General features: G+C 69.4%; 25 protein-coding genes. 16 read left to right on the top strand and 9 right to left on the bottom strand.

The features are described 5' to 3' along the window. Positions 1-30: 30 nt before the first annotated feature. Positions 31-951, bottom strand: coding sequence for a hydroxymethylglutaryl-CoA lyase (locus LWW96_RS15630; RefSeq protein ID WP_291488578.1), 921 nt, complete (start codon positions 949-951; stop codon positions 31-33). Positions 952-1209: 258 nt separating this feature from the next. Between LWW96_RS15630 and LWW96_RS15625 the strand changes: the two genes are divergently transcribed. After that, positions 1210-2283: an ornithine cyclodeaminase gene (locus tag LWW96_RS15625; protein ID WP_291488576.1), complete on the top strand. Its 1074-nt coding sequence runs from the start codon at positions 1210-1212 to the stop codon at positions 2281-2283. 19 nt (positions 2284-2302) lie between these two features. On the opposite strand, the gene LWW96_RS15620 is transcribed toward LWW96_RS15625, so the two are convergent. Together LWW96_RS15620 and LWW96_RS15615 are read right to left on the bottom strand one after the other, a co-directional pair. Continuing rightward, positions 2303-2680, bottom strand: coding sequence for a polyhydroxyalkanoic acid system family protein (locus LWW96_RS15620; RefSeq protein WP_291488575.1), 378 nt, complete (start codon positions 2678-2680; stop codon positions 2303-2305). Further along, positions 2673-3860 carry an aminopeptidase gene (locus LWW96_RS15615; protein WP_291488573.1) on the bottom strand — a complete coding sequence of 396 codons (1188 nt, stop codon included), beginning with the start codon at positions 3858-3860 and terminating at the stop codon, positions 2673-2675. The genes LWW96_RS15620 and LWW96_RS15615 overlap by 8 nt, the downstream gene beginning before the upstream one ends. 81 nt (positions 3861-3941) lie before the next feature. Between LWW96_RS15615 and LWW96_RS15610 the strand changes: the two genes are divergently transcribed. After that, the gene (locus LWW96_RS15610; RefSeq protein WP_291488571.1) at positions 3942-4613 is read left to right on the top strand and encodes a DNA-3-methyladenine glycosylase I; all 672 of its coding nucleotides are present in this window, start codon (positions 3942-3944) and stop codon (positions 4611-4613) included. Positions 4614-4778: 165 nt separating this feature from the next. Further along, positions 4779-5033, top strand: a complete 255-nt coding sequence (locus LWW96_RS15605) for a hypothetical protein (RefSeq protein WP_291488568.1) — start codon at positions 4779-4781, stop codon at positions 5031-5033. 20 nt (positions 5034-5053) lie between these two features. Here LWW96_RS15605 and LWW96_RS15600 read toward each other — a convergent pair whose 3' ends face one another. From LWW96_RS15600 to phnF, 5 genes are read right to left on the bottom strand one after another with little or no spacing between them, the layout of a single operon-like run. Further along, positions 5054-6262, bottom strand: a complete 1209-nt coding sequence (locus tag LWW96_RS15600; protein ID WP_291488566.1) for an MFS transporter — start codon at positions 6260-6262, stop codon at positions 5054-5056. Positions 6263-6283: 21 nt separating this feature from the next. Next, positions 6284-6712, bottom strand: coding sequence for an arsenate reductase (glutaredoxin) (gene arsC / locus LWW96_RS15595; protein ID WP_291488564.1), 429 nt, complete (start codon positions 6710-6712; stop codon positions 6284-6286). Further along, the gene (gene phnN / locus LWW96_RS15590; protein ID WP_291488562.1) at positions 6709-7323 is read right to left on the bottom strand and encodes a phosphonate metabolism protein/1,5-bisphosphokinase (PRPP-forming) PhnN; all 615 of its coding nucleotides are present in this window, start codon (positions 7321-7323) and stop codon (positions 6709-6711) included. The genes arsC and phnN overlap by 4 nt, the downstream gene beginning before the upstream one ends. Continuing rightward, positions 7320-8066: a DUF1045 domain-containing protein gene (locus LWW96_RS15585; RefSeq protein WP_291488560.1), complete on the bottom strand. Its 747-nt coding sequence runs from the start codon at positions 8064-8066 to the stop codon at positions 7320-7322. The genes phnN and LWW96_RS15585 overlap by 4 nt, the downstream gene beginning before the upstream one ends. Beyond that, positions 8056-8829 (bottom strand): phosphonate metabolism transcriptional regulator PhnF, encoded by a 774-nt coding sequence (gene phnF, locus LWW96_RS15580; protein WP_291488558.1) that lies wholly within the window; start codon positions 8827-8829, stop codon positions 8056-8058. Before phnF ends, LWW96_RS15585 begins: the two co-directional genes overlap by 11 nt. A 75-nt stretch (positions 8830-8904) precedes the next feature. On the opposite strand from phnF, the gene phnG reads away from it, so the two are divergent. From phnG to LWW96_RS15520, 12 genes are all read left to right on the top strand, one after another. Continuing rightward, a complete protein-coding gene (gene phnG / locus LWW96_RS15575) occupies positions 8905-9417 on the top strand; it encodes a phosphonate C-P lyase system protein PhnG (RefSeq protein ID WP_291488556.1) in 513 nt (170 codons plus the stop codon). Next, positions 9414-10073 carry a phosphonate C-P lyase system protein PhnH gene (gene phnH, locus LWW96_RS15570; protein ID WP_291488555.1) on the top strand — a complete coding sequence of 220 codons (660 nt, stop codon included), beginning with the start codon at positions 9414-9416 and terminating at the stop codon, positions 10071-10073. The genes phnG and phnH overlap by 4 nt, the downstream gene beginning before the upstream one ends. A 2-nt stretch (positions 10074-10075) precedes the next feature. Next, positions 10076-11179, top strand: coding sequence for a carbon-phosphorus lyase complex subunit PhnI (locus LWW96_RS15565; RefSeq protein WP_291488553.1), 1104 nt, complete (start codon positions 10076-10078; stop codon positions 11177-11179). Then, positions 11176-12096, top strand: coding sequence for an alpha-D-ribose 1-methylphosphonate 5-phosphate C-P-lyase PhnJ (locus LWW96_RS15560; protein ID WP_291488551.1), 921 nt, complete (start codon positions 11176-11178; stop codon positions 12094-12096). Before LWW96_RS15565 ends, LWW96_RS15560 begins: the two co-directional genes overlap by 4 nt. Then, positions 12093-12554, top strand: coding sequence for a GNAT family N-acetyltransferase (locus tag LWW96_RS15555; RefSeq protein WP_291488549.1), 462 nt, complete (start codon positions 12093-12095; stop codon positions 12552-12554). Before LWW96_RS15560 ends, LWW96_RS15555 begins: the two co-directional genes overlap by 4 nt. Then, complete coding sequence (gene phnK / locus LWW96_RS15550) at positions 12551-13339, top strand: phosphonate C-P lyase system protein PhnK (protein ID WP_291488547.1); 789 nt, start codon at positions 12551-12553, stop codon at positions 13337-13339. Before LWW96_RS15555 ends, phnK begins: the two co-directional genes overlap by 4 nt. Continuing rightward, complete coding sequence (phnL, locus tag LWW96_RS15545) at positions 13336-14070, top strand: phosphonate C-P lyase system protein PhnL (RefSeq protein WP_291488545.1); 735 nt, start codon at positions 13336-13338, stop codon at positions 14068-14070. The genes phnK and phnL overlap by 4 nt, the downstream gene beginning before the upstream one ends. Continuing rightward, positions 14067-15221: an alpha-D-ribose 1-methylphosphonate 5-triphosphate diphosphatase gene (locus LWW96_RS15540; RefSeq protein WP_291488544.1), complete on the top strand. Its 1155-nt coding sequence runs from the start codon at positions 14067-14069 to the stop codon at positions 15219-15221. The genes phnL and LWW96_RS15540 overlap by 4 nt, the downstream gene beginning before the upstream one ends. A 109-nt stretch (positions 15222-15330) precedes the next feature. After that, on the top strand, positions 15331-16191 hold the full coding sequence (gene phnC, locus LWW96_RS15535) for a phosphonate ABC transporter ATP-binding protein (protein ID WP_291488542.1): 861 nt from the start codon (positions 15331-15333) through the stop codon (positions 16189-16191). A 56-nt stretch (positions 16192-16247) separates the two neighbouring features. Then, positions 16248-17195, top strand: coding sequence for a phosphonate ABC transporter substrate-binding protein (phnD, locus tag LWW96_RS15530; protein WP_291488540.1), 948 nt, complete (start codon positions 16248-16250; stop codon positions 17193-17195). A gap of 34 nt (positions 17196-17229) precedes the next feature. Next, positions 17230-18036: a phosphonate ABC transporter, permease protein PhnE gene (gene phnE / locus LWW96_RS15525; RefSeq protein WP_291488538.1), complete on the top strand. Its 807-nt coding sequence runs from the start codon at positions 17230-17232 to the stop codon at positions 18034-18036. A gap of 13 nt (positions 18037-18049) precedes the next feature. Then, positions 18050-18607: a phosphonate degradation HD-domain oxygenase gene (locus tag LWW96_RS15520; protein WP_291488536.1), complete on the top strand. Its 558-nt coding sequence runs from the start codon at positions 18050-18052 to the stop codon at positions 18605-18607. Between the two features lie 45 nt (positions 18608-18652). Here the strand turns inward: LWW96_RS15520 and LWW96_RS15515 are convergent, their stop codons facing one another. Next, positions 18653-19114, bottom strand: coding sequence for an Lrp/AsnC family transcriptional regulator (locus tag LWW96_RS15515; RefSeq protein WP_291488534.1), 462 nt, complete (start codon positions 19112-19114; stop codon positions 18653-18655). A 97-nt stretch (positions 19115-19211) separates the two neighbouring features. Here LWW96_RS15515 and LWW96_RS15510 point away from each other — a divergent pair, with 97 nt between their 5' ends. Beyond that, on the top strand, positions 19212-20156 hold the full coding sequence (locus LWW96_RS15510; RefSeq protein WP_291488532.1) for an EamA family transporter: 945 nt from the start codon (positions 19212-19214) through the stop codon (positions 20154-20156). Positions 20157-20402: the final 246 nt, after the last annotated feature.

The raw sequence follows: 20402 nt of genomic DNA, 5'->3' as shown, positions 1-20402 counted from the left end.
GGTCGCCTTTTTCCTTGCGCTGGCGGTGCGTCAGCCTTGGGTCCAGCCCTTGGGCAACCCCGCCTCGGGCGTCATGCCATAGATCGGCTCGCCCGGCAGCCCGGCCTGCAGCGGCGCACGCGCGGCCACGAGGCGCTCCAGGTCTACGCCCGTGGCAATGCCCATGGCCTCGAACATGAACACCAGGTCCTCCGTCACCACATTGCCCGAGGCCCCGGGTGCATAGGGGCAGCCGCCCAGCCCGCCCAGCGAAGCGTCGAACGTGCGCACCCCCACGTCGTAGGCCGCCAGGCAATTGGCCAGGCCCAGGCCGCGCGTGTTGTGCAGGTGGGCCGCCCCGGCCTTGGCGCCCAGTTCGGCACGCAGGCGCGTGAAGAGGCGGCGCACCTGCGCCGGGTTGGCCATGCCGGTGGTGTCGGACAACCCGATCTCGTCCGCGCCTGCTTCCGCGCACAGCCCGGCGAGCCAGAGCACATCGTCCTCGGGCACCTCGCCCTGCAGCGTGCAGCCGAAGGCCGTGGACAGGCCCACCTCCACCCGCATATCCGGCGCCCGCTCATCGCGCAGGCGGACCACGGCGCGCACCTCCTCGACCATGGCTTCCCGCGTCTTGCGCACATTGGCCAGCGAATGGGCGGCGCTGGCCGACACCGGCAGCGTGACCTTGTGCACGCCGGCCGCCAGCGCCGCTTCGGCGCCGAGCAGGTTGGGGGCCAGCGCCATGACGGTGATGCCGGGGTGGGTGAGCGCATGGCGCACCACCTCGGCCACATCGGCCATCTGGGGCAGGAGCCGGGCGGGGACGAAGGAGCCGACCTCAATCTCGCGCAGCCCCGCCGCCACCAGGGCGTCGATCCACCGGAGCTTGTCCGCCGTGGGCATGGTGGCCTTCACGGACTGCAGTCCGTCGCGCGGGCCGACTTCGCTGATGAGAACTTGCGGTGGTTGCATGGTGGGGTGGAGCGCTGCGGGGCAGGAGGTGCGGGGGGAAGGTGCGAAGGAAAGGTGCGAAGGAAAGGTGCGAAGAATAGCGCGGCCCCGCCGCCCTTGCGGCCCGGCCGCTTCTTGGGCAGGCTTTCCGGCCCCGAGCAAAGTGGCAGTTTGCGCTGGCACAGCGCTCAGGCGGCGGCGCAGTGTGCGCACATTGGGCGATTCCCCTTGCTGCGGCGGCTGGCGACACTGTGCTGAACCGATCCGGAGACACCCGCCATGCCTTCCCATGCCCCCGCCCCCACCCTTACCCCCACCCTGTACCTCAGCACCCACGACGTGGCCGAACTGGTCCGCCGCCGGGGCCTGGAAAATTGCCTGCGCGCCATTGCCGACAACCTGCGCGCAGACTTCCTGCGCTGGGAAGCGTTCGACAAGTCGGCCCGGGTGGCCAGCCATTCGCGCGACGGCGTGATCGAGCTGATGCCCGTGGCCGACGCGCACCGCTATGCCTTCAAGTACGTCAACGGCCACCCCAAGAACCTGCAGCACGGGCTGCCCACGGTGATGGCCTTCGGCGTGCTGGCCGACGTGGCGACCGGCCTGCCGGTGCTGCTCAGCGAGCTGACATTCACCACGGCCTTGCGCACGGCCGCCATGTCGGCCGTGGCGGCCCAGGCCCTGGCCCGGCGCGGCAGCCGCACCCTGGCCCTCATCGGCAACGGGGCGCAGGCCGAGTTCCAGGCGCTGGCGTTCCACCACCTGCTGGGCATCGACACCCTGCGCCTGTTCGACACCGACCCCGCAGCCACCGCCAAGCTGCGCAGGAACCTGCAAGGCACCGGCCTGCGCACCGTGGCCTGCCGCAGCACGGCCGAAGCCGCGCAGGGCGCCGACATCGTGACCACGGCCACGGCCGACAAGGCGCACGCCAACCTGCTGACCGCCGACATGCTCGCGCCGGGCCAGCACATCAATGCGGTGGGCGGCGATTGCCCGGGCAAGACCGAGCTGCACGCCGACGTGCTGCGCCAGGCGCAGGTGTTTGTCGAATACGCCCCGCAGACCCGGATCGAGGGCGACATCCAGCAGCTGCCGGCCGACTTCCCGGTGACCGAGCTGTGGGAGGTGCTCGCGGCCCGCCGCCCCGGCCGCACGGCGGATAGCCAGATCACCGTGTTCGACTCGGTCGGCTTTGCGCTGGAGGACTACGCGGCGCTGCGCTTCCTGCACGACGCCGCGGCCGAGCTGGGCCTGGGCGAGCGGATCGCGCTGGTGCCGGCGCTGCCCGACCCCAAGGACCTGTTTGGCGCCCTGCAGTCGCACGCGCCGCGGCTGCGCGCTGCCGCGTAGGCGGCTTGGAACCGCCGGTTCAGGCCTTGCGGGGCTTGGCGGGCGGGGCGGCCTTGGCGGGCGCGCTGCGGGCCGCGGGTTTTTTGGCGGCGGCCTTGGCGCTGGCGGCAGGGCTCAGCAGTGCGTCCAACTGCTCGCCGATCTCGGATTCGATGCGGTCCTTGAACGCGCTGAACAGGAAGCCGAGCTGGGCCTTCATCTCGAACTGGCGCGCATCCACCCGCAGCGTGCCCTTGACGCCCGAGCGGCTGAAGGTGAGCAGGTCTTCGGTGTCGCCTTCTTCGTACACGCATTCCATGTCGAACTTTGCCTCGGCCTTCTCGGCCCATGCGAAAGCGATCTTGCGGGCCGCGGGCAGGCCCAGGTGGTGTTCGCGATGGATATGGATGTCAGACACCGGGGCTCTCCTTGGGGCTGGGGATGGTGATGGTGGTAGTCGTGGTGCCAGGGGACTGCAGCAAGCGCAGGGCCTCGTGGCGCGCTTCGCGCGGCTGCCGGGCCAGCTGCCGCACGGCATCATAAAACCGGGCGAAGTCGCGGCCCTCGCGCTCGAACAGGGCCAGGAAGGCCGGCACCTGCTCGTCGTAGGCCGCCTGGGCGGCAAAGCTGGCATTGTTGGCCCGCGCCACCCAGCGGTCGTACCCCGCCACCTGGGCCGTGGTGGCCGGCGGCGGGCCGCCGTCCTGCGGCGCCAGCCACTGCGCGCGCAGCGCGGCGTAGTCGCTGTGAAAGCGCTGCATTGCTTCACTTTTCATAGCTGTCAGCGCTTGCTCAGTAAGCGCTGGAGCCTTATTTTCTTCATAAATCTGCGCCAGCCGCCCGCGGGTGGCGCGCGTGAGGGCGCGGAACGCGCTGCGCCGCGCCTCGCTGGTGGCGTAGGCCGCGCGCACTGCCGGGGTGGCGTGCGCCTGGAGCCAGCGCGCCACGCCGATGCGTTCGACGGCCGTGGCAAACGATTCGTTGAACAGCGTGTCGTCCTTGGCATAGGCCACCTGGTGCGCCAGCTCGTGGAACAGCAGCCGCACGAAGTCGCCCTCGGGCCAGCCGATGAAGGTGGACAGCAGCGGGTCGCCGCCGGCCCAGTTCATGTACCCCAGCGTGGAGTACGCCGGCACGCCGTACACCTCCACCTCAAGGCCTTGTGCCGCCAGCTCGGCGGCCTCGGCCTGGGCGTCGGCCTCGGCAAAGTAGCCCCGGTAGCCAATGCAGCCCGTCACCGGGAAGCACCAGGTATGCAGCGTCAGCGCATACGGCGGGGCTGCCACCACATTCCACACGGCCGCCGTGCGCTTCAGGTCCGCATAGCGGCGGTAGCTGGCGTTGTCGGGCAGGCCCAGCTCGGCAATGGCGAATGCGCGGGCTCGCTGTGCCAGCTGCAGCCGTTCGCGCAGCGCGGGGGAAATGTCGGGCCGCGCCACCCATTGGTCGATGGGCTCGGCCGCCTGCATCAGCTGCACGTGGCCGCGCAGCGACTGCCAGTAGTAGCCCAGCGAGGCGGTCGTGCTGGCGCACCCCGCCAGCGCAAGGCACAACAGAAGGGCCGGCAAGGCCCGCAGAGGAAGGGAAAGCGCGCGCATCCAGGCAGTTTATGGGCAGCGCGCCGCGGGTGCCGACGGGCTGTCAGCAGCCTGGCCAACGTGGCTCCTAGAATGCAACGCATGACCTCCGAACCCCTCGCTGAACGGCCGGTTTCCCTGGAAGCATTGCCTGCGGGCCTGTTCGCCGACGAGGCGGGCTGCCCGCGATGCACCTGGTGCCAGGCCACGCCCTTGTACCGCCATTACCACGACCATGAGTGGGGCTTTCCGGTGGCGGACGACCGGCGGCTGTTCGAGAAGATCTGCCTTGAAGGTTTCCAGTCCGGCCTGAGCTGGCTCACCATCCTGAACAAGCGCGAAGGCTTTCGCGCCGCGTTTGCCCACTTTGATGCCGAGCAGGTGGCCGCCTTCGGTGCGGCCGACGTGGAGCGCCTGGTGCAGGACGCGGGCATCGTGCGCCACCGGGGCAAGATCGAGTCCACCATCAACAACGCGAAGCGCGTGCTGGAGCTGCGGCGCGAATTCGGTTCGCTGGCGCATTACGTGTGGCGCTACGAGCCCGCCGTGGCCGACCGGCCCGAACGCATCACCCGCGAGGTGGCGCGCACGCTGTCCACGTCCGCGGCGTCCGTCGCGATGTCCAAAGACCTCAAGAAACGGGGCTGGAGCTTTGTCGGCCCCACCACGGTGTACGCCTTCATGCAGGCCATGGGGCTGGTCAACGACCACCTGGAGGGCTGCCATGCGCGCGACGCGGCGCTGCAAGCCCGCGCCGCCTTTGGGGTTCCTTGACAGGCGCGGTGCCGTTCTGATGTCATGGCGAATACCTCATTCGCCCCTGCGTTGATGAAACACCTCTGCCCCCATTGCTAGAAGCCCGGCGTCACCCACGTCGCGCTGCGCTGGTCCACGCGCGAATACCCGGCGCAATGCAGCTATTGCGGCGGGCTGTCGCATGTGCTGGCCAGCACATCCAGCGGCATTGGCGTGTTCACCGGGATGACGCTGATCGTGGGATGCACGCTGGCCGTGGTGCTTGCCTCCTGGCCCGTCGCCGCGGCGGCCGTGCTGGTCGCCATGGTAGGCAACCTGGCGCTGTGGCCGCGCTGCGAGCTGTTTCCAACCGATCGAAAGACCGCCCGGGCAGCGAAGCGCGCGGGGTGGGCGGCCGAATGGGCGGCTTGGTGGCTGGTGTTGGTGGGCCTGGGGTGAGCGAGGCGCGGCCGAAGCGATCACCCCTGCCGCGCCACCGGCCGCAGCAGCCACAAAGCCCCCAGCGCCGCCACGCCCAGTAGCGCGGTGGACCACAGGGCGGCCGCGCCCACAGCGTCGAGCAACATGCCGAACAGCACCGGCGCAAAGGCCTGGGCCACGCGCGCCGGCACCATCATCAGGCCCTGGCGCGCGCCGTAGCCCGCGGGGCCGAACAGCACCAGCGGCAGCGTGCCCTTGGCAATGGTCAGGATGCCGTTGCCCGCGCCGTGCAGCAGCGTGAACACCGCCGCCGCAGGCCCGCCCAGCGCCATCAGCAGCGCAGCGCCCAGCGGGTGGGCGGCGGCGGCCAGCTGGGCCGACAGCAGCGGGTGCAGGCGGCGCAGCAATCCAAACTCCAGCAGCCGCGCCGCCACCTGCGCCGGGCCCACCAGGGCGGCCAGGGCCACGGCCGCCTGCAGCGAGGTGCCACTGGCCTGCAGCAGGCGCGGCAAATGCGCGGCCATGGCGGTGCTGGTGAACCAGGTGACGGCGAACACGAACGACAGCAGCACGGTGGTGCGCAGCGGGTGGGCGGAAGCGGGTGCGGCGGATACGGATGCGGCCGGTTCCGTGGCCGGCGCTGCGGGTTCCTCCGCCGAAGCCGGGTGCGCTTTTTCGGCAACGTTGGCGCGCGGCAGCCAGCCATTGAGCGGCACGCCCGCCAGCAGGTGCAGCGCGGCCCAGCCCGCGCACGCGCCGCGCCAGCCCCACTGCGCCTCCATCCAGGCCGACAAGGGCCAGCCCTCGGTGCTGGCAAACCCCGCGATCAGCGTGATGCCGGTGATGGCACCGCGCGCGCCCTGGCCGTACAGCCGCACCAGCGCGGCAAATGCCGCTTCGTACAGGCCCGACCCCATGGCCACGCCCATCAGCATCCACGCGGCAAACAGGCCCACCGGGCCTTGCGCCAGGGCCATGCCCGCCAGAGCCACCGCAAACAACAGGTTGGTGCCCACCAGCACCGGCCGCCCGCCATGGCGGTCGATGGCGCGGCCCGCCACCGGGCCCAGCAGGGCCGACACGATGAGCGCCGCCGAGAACGCCGCGAACACCGTCGGTGCGGCCACCCCCAGGTCGCGTGCCATGGGCACGGCCAGCATGGCAGGCAGGTAGTAGGACGACGCCCAGGCCAGCGTCTGGGCCGTGCCCAGGCGCGCCACGGTCCACCGCTGGGACGCGGCGCTCATGGCGTGCGGTGCGACGTGGCGTCAGACACGCTGGCCCTGCGCGTTGACGACGACTTCGCCATCCTCTTTGGTGAAGGCGCCTTGCTGCGGCGCGGGCAGGATGTCCAGCACCTTCTCGGACGGGCGGCACAGCCGCGTGCCCAGGGGTGTGGCCACGATGGGGCGGTTGATGAGGATCGGGTGCTGCAGCATCGCATCGATGAGCTGCTCGTCGGTCACGCCCGGGGCGCCCAGCTGTAGCTCGGTGAAGAGCGCTTCCTTGGTCCGCACGGCGTTGATTACCGGCTCGCCCGTGGCGGCAATCAGCGCCACCAGCGTGGCACGGTCGGGCGGGGTCTTGAGGTATTCGATGACCTGGGGCTCCACACCGCTGTTGCGGATCATGGCGAGCGTGTTGCGGGACGTGCCGCACTTGGGGTTGTGATAGATCGTGATCGTGATCGTGGTCATGGCGTGCTGGAAAGTTCGGTGGCGACGGGCCAAAGTTTGCCATTGCGCTGGGGCCAGCCTGGCAAATTTTCCAGCGCGCTCAGCAACCGCTCGCCCGCATCGCCCAGCGCGCCATCGTTGTGCACCTCCAGGCTGGCCGCACCCGGGGGCGGGGTGTAGGCCAGCGCGCGCTGCACCCGCGCCTCCACTTGTTCAGGCGTCTCGCGGCCCCGCGACAGCAGCCGCGCGCGCAGCACCTGCGGGCTGGCGGTGATGTGCACGGCCACCAGGTCGGGAAACTGCTGCAGGGCCTCGGGCAGGTAGGCGCGCGAGCCGTTGAGCAGCACCCAGCGCCCCTGCGCCAGCGGCGCCAGCTGTGCAGGCCGGATGCCGTAGCCCAGGCCGTTGGCCTGCCAGTGCAGCGCAAACGCCTCGGCCTGCCGCAGCGCCGCGAACGCCTCGGGCGACACGCTCTCATGCGCTTCGCCGCCGGGCGTAGCGGCACGGCTGATGGTGCGCTGCGCCCAGTGCACGGGGCTGGGCGCGGGCAGGTGTGCGCGCAGCCAGTCCAGCAGGCTGTCCTTGCCCGCACCGGAGGGGCCCATGCAATAGACCAGCCGGCCCGCGGTCATGCGCCCATCTCCAGGTGGTCCAGCAGCACAAAGTCCGCGCCTGGCGTGGGCTCGGCAAAGATCGCGAGGCTGTTGAATTTCAGGGGCGGCAGGTCGGCAAAGAACTGCTGCGCGGCGTCCAGCACCAGCGCCTGCGTGGCCTCGTCCACCAGGCTGAGTGGCCCGGTGAGCGACAGGTGAAACCGGAACTCCTCCAGCACGAACGGGTAGCCCCAGTGTTGCAACAGCGCGTCTTGCCGGGGCGTGAGCCCGGCCGCGCGCCGGCGCCCGAGGTCGGCGTCCGACAGGGGCGCGGCCAGGGGCTGCAGCGCCGTCACGCAGGTGGCGGCGGCTTCCTGGATCGCCGCATTGGCAGGGTGGTGCTGTGCAGGCACCAGGGCCAGGAAGTCGTCGATGCGCTGCACCTCCAGCGGTGGCATCGCAAAGGGGCGCAGGCTGCGCGCCACCTGCTGCACCGCGTGGTGCAGCGTAAGCCAGTCGGCGCCGGGCGCCAGCGCAAACGGGGCCTTCAGCGTGGCATGCCAGCCATAGCGGCGCGGTGCGGCGGTCAGGCGCTGCAGGTCGGCCGCGGCCACGCCGTGGATGTCCAGCTGCGGCAAGGGTTGCAGCTGGGCGGCGCAGCGGCCCAGCCAGTGGCTGCCGGCCAGCCAGCCGAGGGTGCCGGGGTGGGGCGCGTAGTACACCGCGTAGCGGTGGGCGGCGGTGGGTGCGGTACGGGGCGCAGTGCTGGGTTCAGTCGGCATGGTGGTCGATGGTGAGTTTCACGCGGTCGCCCGCGAACCAGGCGCGGGCCCATTCGATGGGGGTGCCGCGGGTGTCCACGTTCAGGCTTTCCACCTGCAGCACGGGCCGCGCCGCGGGCTGGCGCAGCTGCTGCGCCACGTCCGCCGTGGGCAGCTCGGCGGTGATGCGGCTTTCGCGGCGGGTGTAGTCGGCCACGCCGTGGGCGGCAAAGCCGGCGGTGATGGACCCCGTCTCGCGCACCACGTCAGCCAGGCGCTCGAAACGGGGCAGGGGAAAGTAGCGCTCGCTCACGTGCAGCGGCTGGCCTTCGGCATCGCCGCGCACGCGCAGCGCCAGCAGCGGGCTGCGCGTGGGCACCTGCAGCGCCTGGGCCAGCGCCGCCGTGGCGCGCGTGGTCTGGGCCTGCAGCACCACCAGGCTGCCGCGCAGACCGGCCTGCGCCAGGCCCTGCTGGTGGCGCGTGCGCTTGCCCAGCACCAGGTCCACCGCAAAGTCCTCGACATAGGTGCCGCTGCCCTGCGTGATGCGCACCAGCCCCTGGCTGCACAGGCTGGCGAGCGAGCGGCGGATGGTATGCCGGTTCACGCCGAACTGCTCGGCCAGCGCGTGCTCCGAGGGCAGGCGCTGGCCGGGCGGGTAGACGCCGCTGCCGATGGCCTCGGCCAGCTCGGCCGCAATGCGCGTCCAGAAGCTGTCGCGTGCCGGGCGCAGTGGCGGCGCGGTGTGTGGAAGGGGGCGGGAAGCAAGTGTGTTGGCTGTCATGAAACCTACATGCGCGCTCTTTAAGCTGGCGTCAGTTGTTCAATTTGTCTATACAACTTTCAGGGTACCACTTCCATGTTTCAAGCCTTTGACAACCCGGGGCCGGACCGCCCCCTGGGCCGCGCGCAGTGGATGGCGCTGCTGGCCCGGGCGCCGCTGGGGCTGCTCGAATCTGCCTTGCACGAGCATGCCACGCGCCCCGCGCGCTGGCTGCGTGCGCCCGAGACCGGCCTGATGATGGTGCAGGGCCGCGCGGGGGGAACGGGCGAGCGCTTCAACCTGGGCGAGGTCACCGTCACCCGCTGCGCGCTGCGCGTGGCCGATGCACCGGACGCCGCCGAAGCCACCGTGGGTGTGGCGTATGTGCTGGGCCGTTCGCACCGCCAGGTGCAGCTGGCCGCGCTGGCTGATGCCCTGCTGCAAGACCCCGCACAACAACCTGTGCTGGACGCACAACTGCTCGAACCCATCCGCAACCACTTGCGCAACGCCCAGGCCGAGCGCCAAGCGCGGGCCGCCAGCACCAAGGTGGACTTCTTTACCGTGGCGCGCGAGAGTGGTGCCGACAACGACGAGGACACCGAATGAGCACGACCCCGATGGCCCCGATGACCACGTTGGCATCCCTGGGTGCCGGATTCTCCAACGAAGCCTTTGGCAGCCAGGCGGTGTTCCGCGCCGTGCTGCAGGCGCTGTCGCACCCCGGCCGCACGGTGCCGGTAGCCCACGATGCGCAGACTCCCGCCGTGGGGCACGCCGCCTCGGCCGCCGTGCTGCTGGCGCTGCTCGACAGTGATTGCACGCTGTGGCTCTCGCCGCGCCTGGCGGCCAGTGATGCGGGTGCCTGGCTGCGCTTTCACACGGGCTGCGCCCTGGTGAGCGAGGCGGCGCAGGCCCGCTTTGTGTGGCTGGCGCAGGGCGACGAATGGCCAGCGCTGGGCAGCCTGGCCCAGGGCACCGATATCTACCCCGACCAGTCGGCGACCTGTGTGGTCGACGTGTCGCATGCAAAAGCCACCACGGCGGACGCCAGCGGTGCATGGCACTTGCGCGGCCCCGGAATCCAGGAGGTCGCTGTCTTGCAGGTCGAGGGCCTGCCCGACGACTTCGAGGCCCGGTGGGCCGCCAACCACGTGGCGTTTCCACGCGGTGTGGATCTGCTGCTGGCCACCCCAGGCCACATCGTGGGCCTGCCCCGCACCACGCGGGCGGCGCGCAGCGCCGCTGCCCTTCAGGAGGCCTGAGCATGTACGTAGCCGTCAAGGGCGGAGAAGCCGCCATTCTCAACAGCTACCAGCTGCTGGCCCGCCAGCGCCGTGGCGATGCGTCGCAGCCCGAACTCTCGGTGGCGCAGATCCGCCAGCAGCTCAAGCTGGCCGTGGACCGGGTGATGACCGAGGGCTCGGTGTACGACCCCGAACTCGCCGCCCTCGCCATCAAGCAGGCGGCGGGCGACTTGGTGGAAGCCATCTTTTTGCTGCGCGCCTACCGCGCCACGCTGCCGCGCCTGGGCACCACCCGCCCGCTGGACACCCGTTGCATGGGGCTGGACCGGCGCATCTCCGCCACCTTCAAGGACCTGCCCGGTGGCCAGGTGCTGGGCCCCACCTACGACTACACGCAGCGCCTGCTGGACTTCAAGCTGCTGGCCGAAGGCCCGGTGACGCCGCCTGCCGCTGCGGCAGACCCTGTGCCACCCGGCCCCACGCCGCGCGTGGTGGACCTGCTCAACCAGGAAGGCCTGATCGAAACCCGGCCCGTGCCCCCGGGCGACCCCGCGCCCACGGACCTGACCCGCGAGCCGCTGCGCTTCCCTGCCAACCGGGCCACGCGCCTGCAGAACCTGGCGCGCGGCGACGAGGGCTTCCTGCTCGCCATGGCGTATTCCACGCAGCGCGGCTATTCGCACTCGCACCCCTTCGTGGGCGAGGTGCGCCTGGGCACGGTGGCGGTGGAGATCGTGCCGGAAGAGCTGGGCTTTGCCATCGACATCGGCGACATCGAGATCACCGAGTGCGAGATGGTGAACCAGTTTGCCGGCAGCAAGAGCCAGCCGCCGCAGTTCACGCGCGGCTACGGCCTGGCGTTTGGTCACAGCGAGCGCAAGGCCATGGCCATGAGCCTGGTGGACCGCGCGCTGCGCGCCGATGAGCTGGGCGAGCCCGTCGAGTCCCCCGCGCAGATGCAGGAGTTCGTGCTGGGCCACAGCGACAGCCTGGAGGCCTCGGGCTTCGTGCAGCACTTGAAGCTGCCGCACTACGTGGACTTCCAGTCCGAGCTGGAGCTGGTGCGCAAGATGCGCGCCGCCGCCGCCCACCCCACCACCCCCGCCGAGGAGGACGCCGCATGAACGCGCCCATGGAACCCGCCGTGATGGGCCTGCCTGCCGACGCTGCGCCGGTGGACGGCCACTTCAACTTCGCCTACCTGGACGAGCGCACCAAGCGCATGATCCGCCGCGCCATCCTCAAGGCCGTCGCCATCCCCGGATACCAGGTGCCCTTTGGCTCGCGCGAAATGCCCCTGCCCTACGGCTGGGGCACGGGGGGCATCCAGGTCACTGCGTCCATCATCGGCCCAGAGGACTGCCTCAAGGTGATCGACCAGGGCTCGGACGATACGGTCAACGCCGTCAACATCCGCCGCTTCTTCGAGCGCACCACCGCCGTGGCCACCACCACCCGCACGCGGGAGGCCACGCTGATCCAGACGCGCCACCGCATCCCCGAGACGCCGCTGGCCGAAGGCCAGGTCATCGTCTACCAGGTGCCGGTGCCCGAGCCCATGCAGCGCCTGGAGCCACGTGAGACCGAAACGCGCACGCTGCACGGCCTGGCCGAGTACGGGCTCATGCACGTCAAGCTCTACGAAGACATCGCGCGCTACGGCCACATCGCCACCACCTACGACTACCCCGTGCTGGTCAACGGCCGGTACGTGATGGCGCCGTCGCCCATCCCCAAGTTCGACAACCCCAAGATGCACATGAACCCCGCGCTGCAGCTGTTTGGCGCAGGCCGCGAAAAGCGCATCTACGCCGTGCCGCCCTACACGCCGGTGGAGAGCCTGGGTTTTGAAGACCACCCGTTCGAGGTGCAGCGCTGGGACGCTGCCTGCGCGCTGTGCGGCGCCACCGACAGCTTTCTGGACGAGGTCATCACCGACGACCAGGGCGGCCGCATGCACGTCTGTTCCGACTCGGACTACTGCCAGGAACGCCAGGCGCAGCAGGCCGAAACGGCGCAGGTGCAAGGCGGTGCCGCATGAGCACGGTGCACATCCGCGAGGCCCGGCAGGCCGACCTGGAGAGCGTGCTGGCGCTGTACGCCGCCATTGAAGACAGCGCTGCCGACCTGTTGACGATGGAAGAAGCCCAGGCCGTGTGGGCCCAGTTCGCCCGCTACCCCAGTTACCGCCTGTGGGTGGCCTGCGACTCCGCACAGCACGACGCCGTGGTGGGCACCTATGCGCTGCTGGTCATGCACAACCTGGCGCACCGGGGCGCGCCCTCGGCCATCGTCGAGGACGTGGTGGTGGCCCAGGGCCAGCAGGGCCGTGGCATTGGCCGCCAGATGATGGCTCACGCCATGCAGCAGGCGCGCGACGCGGGCTGCTACAAGCTCGCGCTCTCGTCCAACGCCCGCCGCAAGGGCGCGCATGCCTTCTATGAATCCCTGGGCTTTGCACAGCACGGCCTGAGCTTTGTTGTCGAGAACCTCCCATGAACCACCCTGAACCCTCTGCGCCGCTGCTGAGCGTGCGCAACGTCGGCAAGCGCTATGGCGACCGCGTGGCGCTGCAAGGCGCATCCTTTGACCTGTGGCCCGGCGAGGTGCTGGCCGTGGTGGGCGAGTCGGGCTCCGGCAAGTCCACGCTGCTCAACGCCATCGCGGCGCGCAACGCGCCGGACGAAGGCACGGTGCAGTTTCGCCAGCGCAGCGGCGAGCTGCAGGACGTGTACGCCATGACCGAAGCGCAGCAGCGCCTGCTGGCCCGCACCGACTGGGGCTTTGTGCACCAGAACGCGGCGGACGGCCTGCGCATGGAGGTCTCGGCCGGCGCTAACGTGGGAGAGCGTCTCATGGGCTTGGGCGAGCGCCACTACGGCCGCTTGCGCGCCACGGCGGTGGAATGGCTGCAGCGCGTGGAGATCGACGCTGCGCGCATCGACGATGCACCGCGCACCTTCTCGGGCGGCATGCGCCAGCGCCTGCAGATTGCGCGCAACCTGGTCACCCAGCCGCGCCTGGTGTTCATGGACGAGCCCACCTCCGGCCTGGATGTGTCGGTGCAGGCGCGCTTGCTGGACCTGCTGCGCCAGCTCACGCGGCAGATGCAGCTGGCGGCCATTGTGGTCACGCACGACCTGGCCGTGGCGCGCCTGCTGGCCCACCGCATGGTGGTCATGCAGCGCGGCCGCGTGGTCGAAGCCGGCCTGACCGACCAGGTGCTCGACGACCCGCAACACCCCTACACCCAGCTCCTCGTTTCTTCGGTACTGCAGCCATGAACCCACCTCCTTCCATTGCGCCCATCCTCCAGATGCAAGGAGTGGCCAAGCGCTTCACCCTGCACCACCAGAACGGCATCGAACTGCCCGTGCTCGCCCAGGTGGACCTGGCCGTGCAGCCCGGTGAATGCGTGGTGCTGGACGGCCCCTCGGGCATGGGCAAGAGCACGCTGCTCAAGATGATCTACGCCAACTACCGGGCCAATGCCGGCCGCATCACCGTGCGCTCGGCCGATGGCACGGTGGTGGACGTGACGCAGGCCACGCCGCGTGCGCTGGTGCAGCTGCGGCGCGACACCGTGGGCTATGTGAGCCAGTTCCTGCGGGTCATTCCGCGCGTGTCGGCGCTGGATGTGGTGGCCGAGCCGCTGGCCGAAGACGCGGGCGACGACCCTGCGGGCATCGAGACCGCACGCGAGGCCGCCCGCCAGTGGCTGACCCGCCTGCGCATCCCCGAGCGGCTGTGGCACCTGCCGCCCGCCACGTTCTCGGGCGGAGAGCAGCAACGCATCAACATCGCCCGCAACATGATCAAGCCCAAGCCGCTGCTGCTGCTGGACGAGCCCACCGCATCGCTGGATGCGGCCAACACCGAGACGGTGATTGCCATGATCCGCGAGGCCGTGGCGCGCGGCGCGGCACTGGTGGGCATTTTTCACGACGCCCAGGTGGGCGCCGCCGTGGCCACACGCCGCGTGAACGTGGGTGATTTTCGGGGAGCATCGGCATGACCGCGACCGTGTTCAAGAATGCCCGCATGGTGCTGCCGGGCGAAGTGGTGCAGGGCAGCCTGCAGGTGGAGGGCGGGTGCATTGCGTCGCTGGACAGCGGGGCCACCGCGGCCCTGCAAGGCATTGACCTGGGCGGCGACTACCTGCTGCCGGGCCTGGTGGAAATCCACACTGACAACTTCGAGCGCCACCTCATGCCGCGCCCCAAGGTGCAATGGGCCGAGATGCCCGCACTGCTGGCGCACGACGCCGAGATTGCGGCCGCGGGCATCACGACGGTGCTGGACGCGCTGGGCGTGGGCGAGGCCGACGCGGACAGCCTGCGCGGCAGCGCCTGGAACCGCGTGCTCGACACCCTCGACACCTGCACCGAGCGCAACCTGCTGCGCGCCGACCACCACCTGCATGTGCGCTGCGAGCTGCCCGCGCCCAACACCATTGATCTGTTCGAGCCCTTCCACGGCCACCCGCGCCTGTCGCTGATCTCGCTGATGGACCACACCCCGGGCCAGCGCCAGTGGGAGAACATCGAGCAGGCGCGCACCTACTACACCGGCAAGAAGGGCTGGAGCGCCGAGAAGTTCGAGCGCCAGGTGTCGCACGCCGCCACGCTGCAAGCGCAATACGCCGAGCCGCACCGTGCGTATTTTGTGGACTACTGCCGCACGCACGGCATCTCGCTGGCCAGCCACGACGACACCACGGTGGCGCATGTGGAGCAGGCCCATGCCGAAGGGGCCGCAATGTCGGAGTTCCCCACCACGCTGGCCGCAGCCCAGGCCGCGCACGAGCGCGGGCTGCTCACCGTGATGGGCGGGCCCAACGTGGTGCGCGGTGGTTCGCATTCGGGCAACGTGGCCGCGGCCGATCTGGCGCGCCGGGGGCTTCTGGACATCCTCTCGTCCGACTACGTGCCCGGCAGCCTGCTGAGCGCAGTGATGCGGCTGGTGCAGGACGACATCCTGCCCTTGCCCCAGGCCGTGGCCACCGTCACCTGCAACCCGGCCCGGGCCGCGGGCATGGCGGACCGGGGCGCGCTGGCGCCGGGCTTGCGCGCCGACCTGGTGCAGGTGCACATGGCCGAGTTGCCTGGCGGCGGCCGCCAAGCTGTCGTGCGCGGCGTGTGGCGTGAAGGGCAGCGGGTGCTGTAGGCGCCCTGCACAACCCTGACACCCAAACTTCTCCCAACTGTCAAAGCGCTGTCACGCCCAGCAACCAAACTCCGGTTGTCTAGACGACTTAACCCCCCAGGAGGCTGCCATGACCGCCGCACTGCACATCCACCAACTGAACAAGCATTTCGCCAACGGCAAGCATGCCCTGCGCGACATCAACCTCACCCTGCAGCGCGGCGAGATGGTGGCACTGATCGGCGCCTCGGGCTCGGGCAAGTCCACCCTGCTGCGCCATGTGGCGGGTCTGGTCGTGGCCGATGCGTCCAGCAATTCGCTGATTGAGGTCGATGGCCGCTGCGTGCAGCAGGGCGGGCGCATCCACGGCGACATCCGCAAGGTGCGCTCGCAGGTGGGCTTTGTGTTCCAGCAGTTCAACCTGGTGGACCGCTTGCCCGTGCTGATGAATGTGCTGGTGGGCCTGCTGCACCGCACGCCCTGGTGGCGCGGCTGGCTGCGCATGTTCAAGCCGCAGGAGCGGGCCTTGGCGCTGGAGGCCCTGCACCGCGTGGGCATTGCCGAGTGCCACGCGCAGCGCGCGTCCACCCTGTCGGGCGGCCAGCAGCAGCGCGCGGCCATTGCGCGCACCCTGGTGCAGGGTGCCAAGGTGGTGCTGGCCGACGAGCCCATCGCCTCGCTGGACCCCGAATCGTCGCGCAAGGTCATGGAGATCCTGGCGCGCATCAACCGCGAAGACCGCTGCACCGTGGTCGTGTCCTTGCACCAGGTCGATGTGGCCATCAAGTACTGCCCCCGCGTGGTGGCCCTGCACCAGGGGCAGGTGGTGTACGACGGCCCTTCGGCCGCCCTCACACCCGCGCTGCTGCGCAGCCTGTACGGCGTGCAGGCCGACGAGATCCTGCCCGACGCCGCGGCTGCGCCCGCCGTGCCGGCGGCAGCCCCGGTGTCCGTGCCGCAGTGGTCGCCCGCCATGGTGCGGGCCGCCTGATCGGCGTTTCCCCTCTCCCTCCCTTTTTCTTCCCTTCCCTCTCTGGAGCTTTCCCCATGTTCAAGAAACTGTTTGCCGCCCTGACCCTCGGGGTGGGCCTGACCACGGGCGCGTTGGCCCAAGACATCAACTTCGGCATGATCTCGACCGAGGCGTCGCAAAACCTCAAGGCCGACTGGCAGCCGCTGCTGGACGACATGGCCAAGCAGACGGGCCTGAAGATCAACGCCTTCTTCGCGTCGGACTACGCGGGCCTGATCGAAGCCATGCGCTTCAACAAGATGCAGGTGGCGTGGCTGGGCAACAAGTCGGCCATGGAAGCCGTGGACCGCGCCAATGGCGAAGTCTTTGCGCAGATGGTGAATGCCGACGGAACGCAGGGCTACTACTCGCACCTCATCGTGCACAAGGACAGCCCCCTGGCCAGCCTGGACGACGTGCTCAAGAATGGCAAGTCGCTGAGCTTTGGCAATGGCGATCCCAACTCCACCTCGGGCTTCCTGGTGCCCGGCTACTACGCCTTTGCGCAGAACAAGGTGGACGCCAAGACGCACTTCAAGGTGGTGCGCAGCGCCAACCACGAGACCAACGCCCTGGCCGTGGCCAACAAGCAGGTGGACGTGGCGACCAACAACAGCGAGAACCTGGAAAAGATCAAGGAGCGCCAGCCCGAGAAGTTCAAGGACATCAAGATCATCTGGACCTCGCCCCTGATCCCGCTGGACCCGCTGGTCATGCGCAAGGACCTGCCCGAGGCCACCAAGACCAAGATCCGCGACTTCTTCTACCACTACGCCAAGACCGATGCGCGTGAAAAGGAGATCGTCATGAAGATCTCCAAGCTGTCGGGCTTCAAGCCCTCCACCAATGCCCAGCTCACGCCCATCCGCCAGCTGGACCTGTTCGGCAAGCGCAACAAGATCGAGGCCGATGCCACCCTGGCCGAGGCCGACAAGAAGACCCGCCTGGCCGAGATCGACCAGCAGCTGGCGTCGCTCAAGTAATCCGCCGGTCGGATGTCGTGGCCCGGGTGACCCCATGTCCTCTGCTTTGAATCCCTCGCTGGCCACGCTGGCCAGCACCGCGGCGCCCAAGCGCAGCCTGGCCTGGTACCTGTCGTGGGGCATCCTGCTGGTGCTGCTGGCGGCCTCGTGGAAGGGCGCCGACATGCGCCCGCTCGATCTGTGGAACGACTCGGGCAACATGGTGCGGTACGCGGCGGAGTTCTTTCCGCCCAATTTTGCGCAGTGGCAGATCTATGTGCAGGAGATACTCGTCACGCTGCAGATCGCGCTGTGGGGCACGGCCCTGGCGGTGGTCACCGCCGTGCCGCTGGCCTTGCTCGCGTCGTCCAACATCGTGCCCTGGTGGGTGTACCAGCCGGTGCGCCGCGTGCTGGACGCCTGCCGCGCCATCAACGAGATGGTGTTCGCCATGCTGTTTGTGGTGGCCGTGGGCCTGGGCCCTTTCGCCGGCGTGCTGGCGCTGTGGATCCATACCTCGGGCACGCTGGCCAAGCTGTTCTCTGAAGCCGTGGAAGCCATCGACCCGCAGCCCGTGGAGGGCATCCGCTCCACCGGCGCGAGTGCGCTGCACGAGATCATCTACGGCGTGATCCCGCAGGTGATGCCGCTGTGGATCTCCTACACGCTCTACCGCTTCGAGGCCAATGTGCGGTCCGCGTCGGTGGTGGGCATGGTGGGAGCCGGCGGCATTGGCGTGGTGCTGTGGGAGATCATCCGCGGCTTCCAGTACGCCGAGACCTGTGCGGTGATGCTCATCATCGTCGTCACCGTGAGCGCGATCGACCTGGTGTCGGCCCGCATCCGCAAAGTCCTGATCTGATCGGAGGCCCGCCATGGCACTCACCCTGCAAGAGATCGAGCACCTGCTGGTCACCCAAGGCCCCCTCCAATACGGCCGCGAGGCGGTGAGCCAGCTGGAGCACGCGCTGCAGTGCGCGCAGCTGGCCGAGCAGGCGGGCGAGAGCCCCGCCACCGTGGCGGCGTGCCTGCTGCACGATCTGGGCCACTTGCTGGCGCCGGGCGGCGGAACGCACGAGCAGGACGATTTGCATCAATACGTGGCGCTGCCGTTCTTGCGCAGCCTGTTGCCCGACGCGGTGCTGGAGCCCATCCGCCTGCACGTGGATGCCAAGCGGTATTTGTGCACGGTGGAGCCCGGCTACTGGGAGGCCTTGTCGCCCGCTTCGCAGCACAGCCTGGTGCTGCAAGGCGGGGCGTTTTCCGGGCCGGAGGCAGAGCGTTTTGCGAGCCTGCCTTTTGCGCAGGAGGCTATTCGTTTGCGCCGCTACGACGACCATGCCAAGGTGCCCGGGCTGGCCACGCCGCCGCTGGCCCACTACCTGTCCGCTGTTCGCGCACTGGCGGTCGAGGCGCCGCTGTCTCCGGCGTAACGGGCAGTGCGGGCGCGGCCGAAGCGGGCCGCGCAGCCGCTGCGTTCAGTCGTTCTTGTCGGCATTCATCCAGCCCAGATCCAGCGGCCGGTCCTCGAACTCGGTGTTCAGCACCACGGTGCTGGTGGTGCGCGCCACGCCGGCAATCGCCTTGATCTGGTAGAGCACGTCCTCCAGCCCGCGCGCATGGGTGGTGCGGATCTTGGCCAGGAAGTCGTATTCGCCCGCCACGCTGTGCAGCTCTTCCACCTGCGGCATGGCCCGCAGGCGTGGGGCCACGTCGCGGCAGTGCACGCCGCCATCGTTGCGGATGGCCACGAACGCGGTGAAGTTCAGGCCCACGCGCTCCGGGTCCACGCTGATGGAAAAGCGGCGGATCACGCCCTTGTCGAGCAGCTTCTTCACCCGTTCGTGCACAGCCGCGGTGGACAGCCCGACCTCGGCCCCGACATCGGCGTATGAACGCCGCCCGTCCGCTCCGAGTGCCGAAATAATTCTGGCGTCCATGTCATCTGTCTGAATATTTGCTTGCATAGTCGCCTGACTTTGGTAAGAATTTCGAAAACCTCGCGGTTTCCATTCATTTTTCGGTGAAGTGAAGAATATGCCGACAATTTTCCATGCGCAAGCGCGCACGCCCGCGCCCTGGGCCGTGGCGGCGGCCTTGGCTCTGGTCTATGTGGTGTGGGGCACCACGTACTTCGCCATCGGCATCGCGCTCACCAGCATGCCGCCGCTGCTGATGAATGCGCTGCGCTTCCTGTGCGCGGGCGGCGTCATGCTGCTCATCGCGCTGTGGCAGGGGCAGGCACTGCCCACGGCCCGGCAGTGGCGCAACGCGGCCGTGGTGGGGGGCTGCATGGTATTCCTGGCCATGAACCTGACGGGCTTCGCGCAGAAGCTGGGCATCGGTTCGGGCCTGATGGCCACGGTGGTGACCACCATGCCCATGTGGCTCGCGCTGTGGTCGCGCCTGGGCGGTGAACGTGTGCCCTTCACCAGCTGGATCGGCCTGGCGCTGGGCGTGGCGGGGGCGCTGCTGCTGGCGCTGGAGGGCGACTTCTCGGCCACCTGGCTGGGGGCGCTGCTGGCCTTTGCCGCCCCGCTGGCGTGGAGCGTGGGCTCGTACGCCTCGCGCAAGTTGTCGCTGCCCGCACCCGCCATGGCCTCGGCCGCGCAGTGGCTGGTGGGCGGCGCCCTGGGCCTGCTGGTGGCGCCGTGGTTCGAGCCGGTCTCGTCCCTCGCACAGGTGAGTGCCAAGTCCTGGGCCGCCTGGGGCTATCTGCTGGTGTTTGGCACGCTGCTCACGCTCAACGCCTACCTGTGGCTGCTGCAGAACACGTCGCCTGCGCTGGCAGGAAGCTATTCGTTTGTGAACCCGGCGGTGGCGTTGGTGGTGGGGGTGGCGCTGGGGGGCGAGGTGTTGACGGGGTGGGTGTTTGCGGCGCTGCCGTTGATCGGGGCGGCGCTGGGGTTCATCTTGTATGGGCGGTCGCTGCAGGCGTGGTGGGTGGGGCGCAGGGGGGTGGTGGCACGGCCGGTGGGTTGAGCTTGTCGAAACCTGGGCGCACGTTCGCTGGTTTGAGCGGCGTGCTCGGTTGAACGACGGGAGCCGGGTCTCGGCCCGGCGGCCGAGGTACTTGTTCTTTGCTTCGCTGTTCAGATCGGACACATGGTTAACAGGTGTGCGGGGACATGGTTAACACTTTCGGCGAACTTCGCCGGAGGTCGCTATGCCATGGAAGGCTTGCAACACCATGAACCTGAGACAGGAATTCGTTGAACTGGCAAGGCA

The sequence above is a fragment of the Acidovorax sp. genome, assembly GCF_021287135.1.
Classification (GTDB): domain Bacteria; phylum Pseudomonadota; class Gammaproteobacteria; order Burkholderiales; family Burkholderiaceae_C; genus Acidovorax.
The sequence above is the reverse complement of the archived record's forward strand: the minus strand, read 5'-3'. Positions and strand labels throughout refer to the sequence as shown.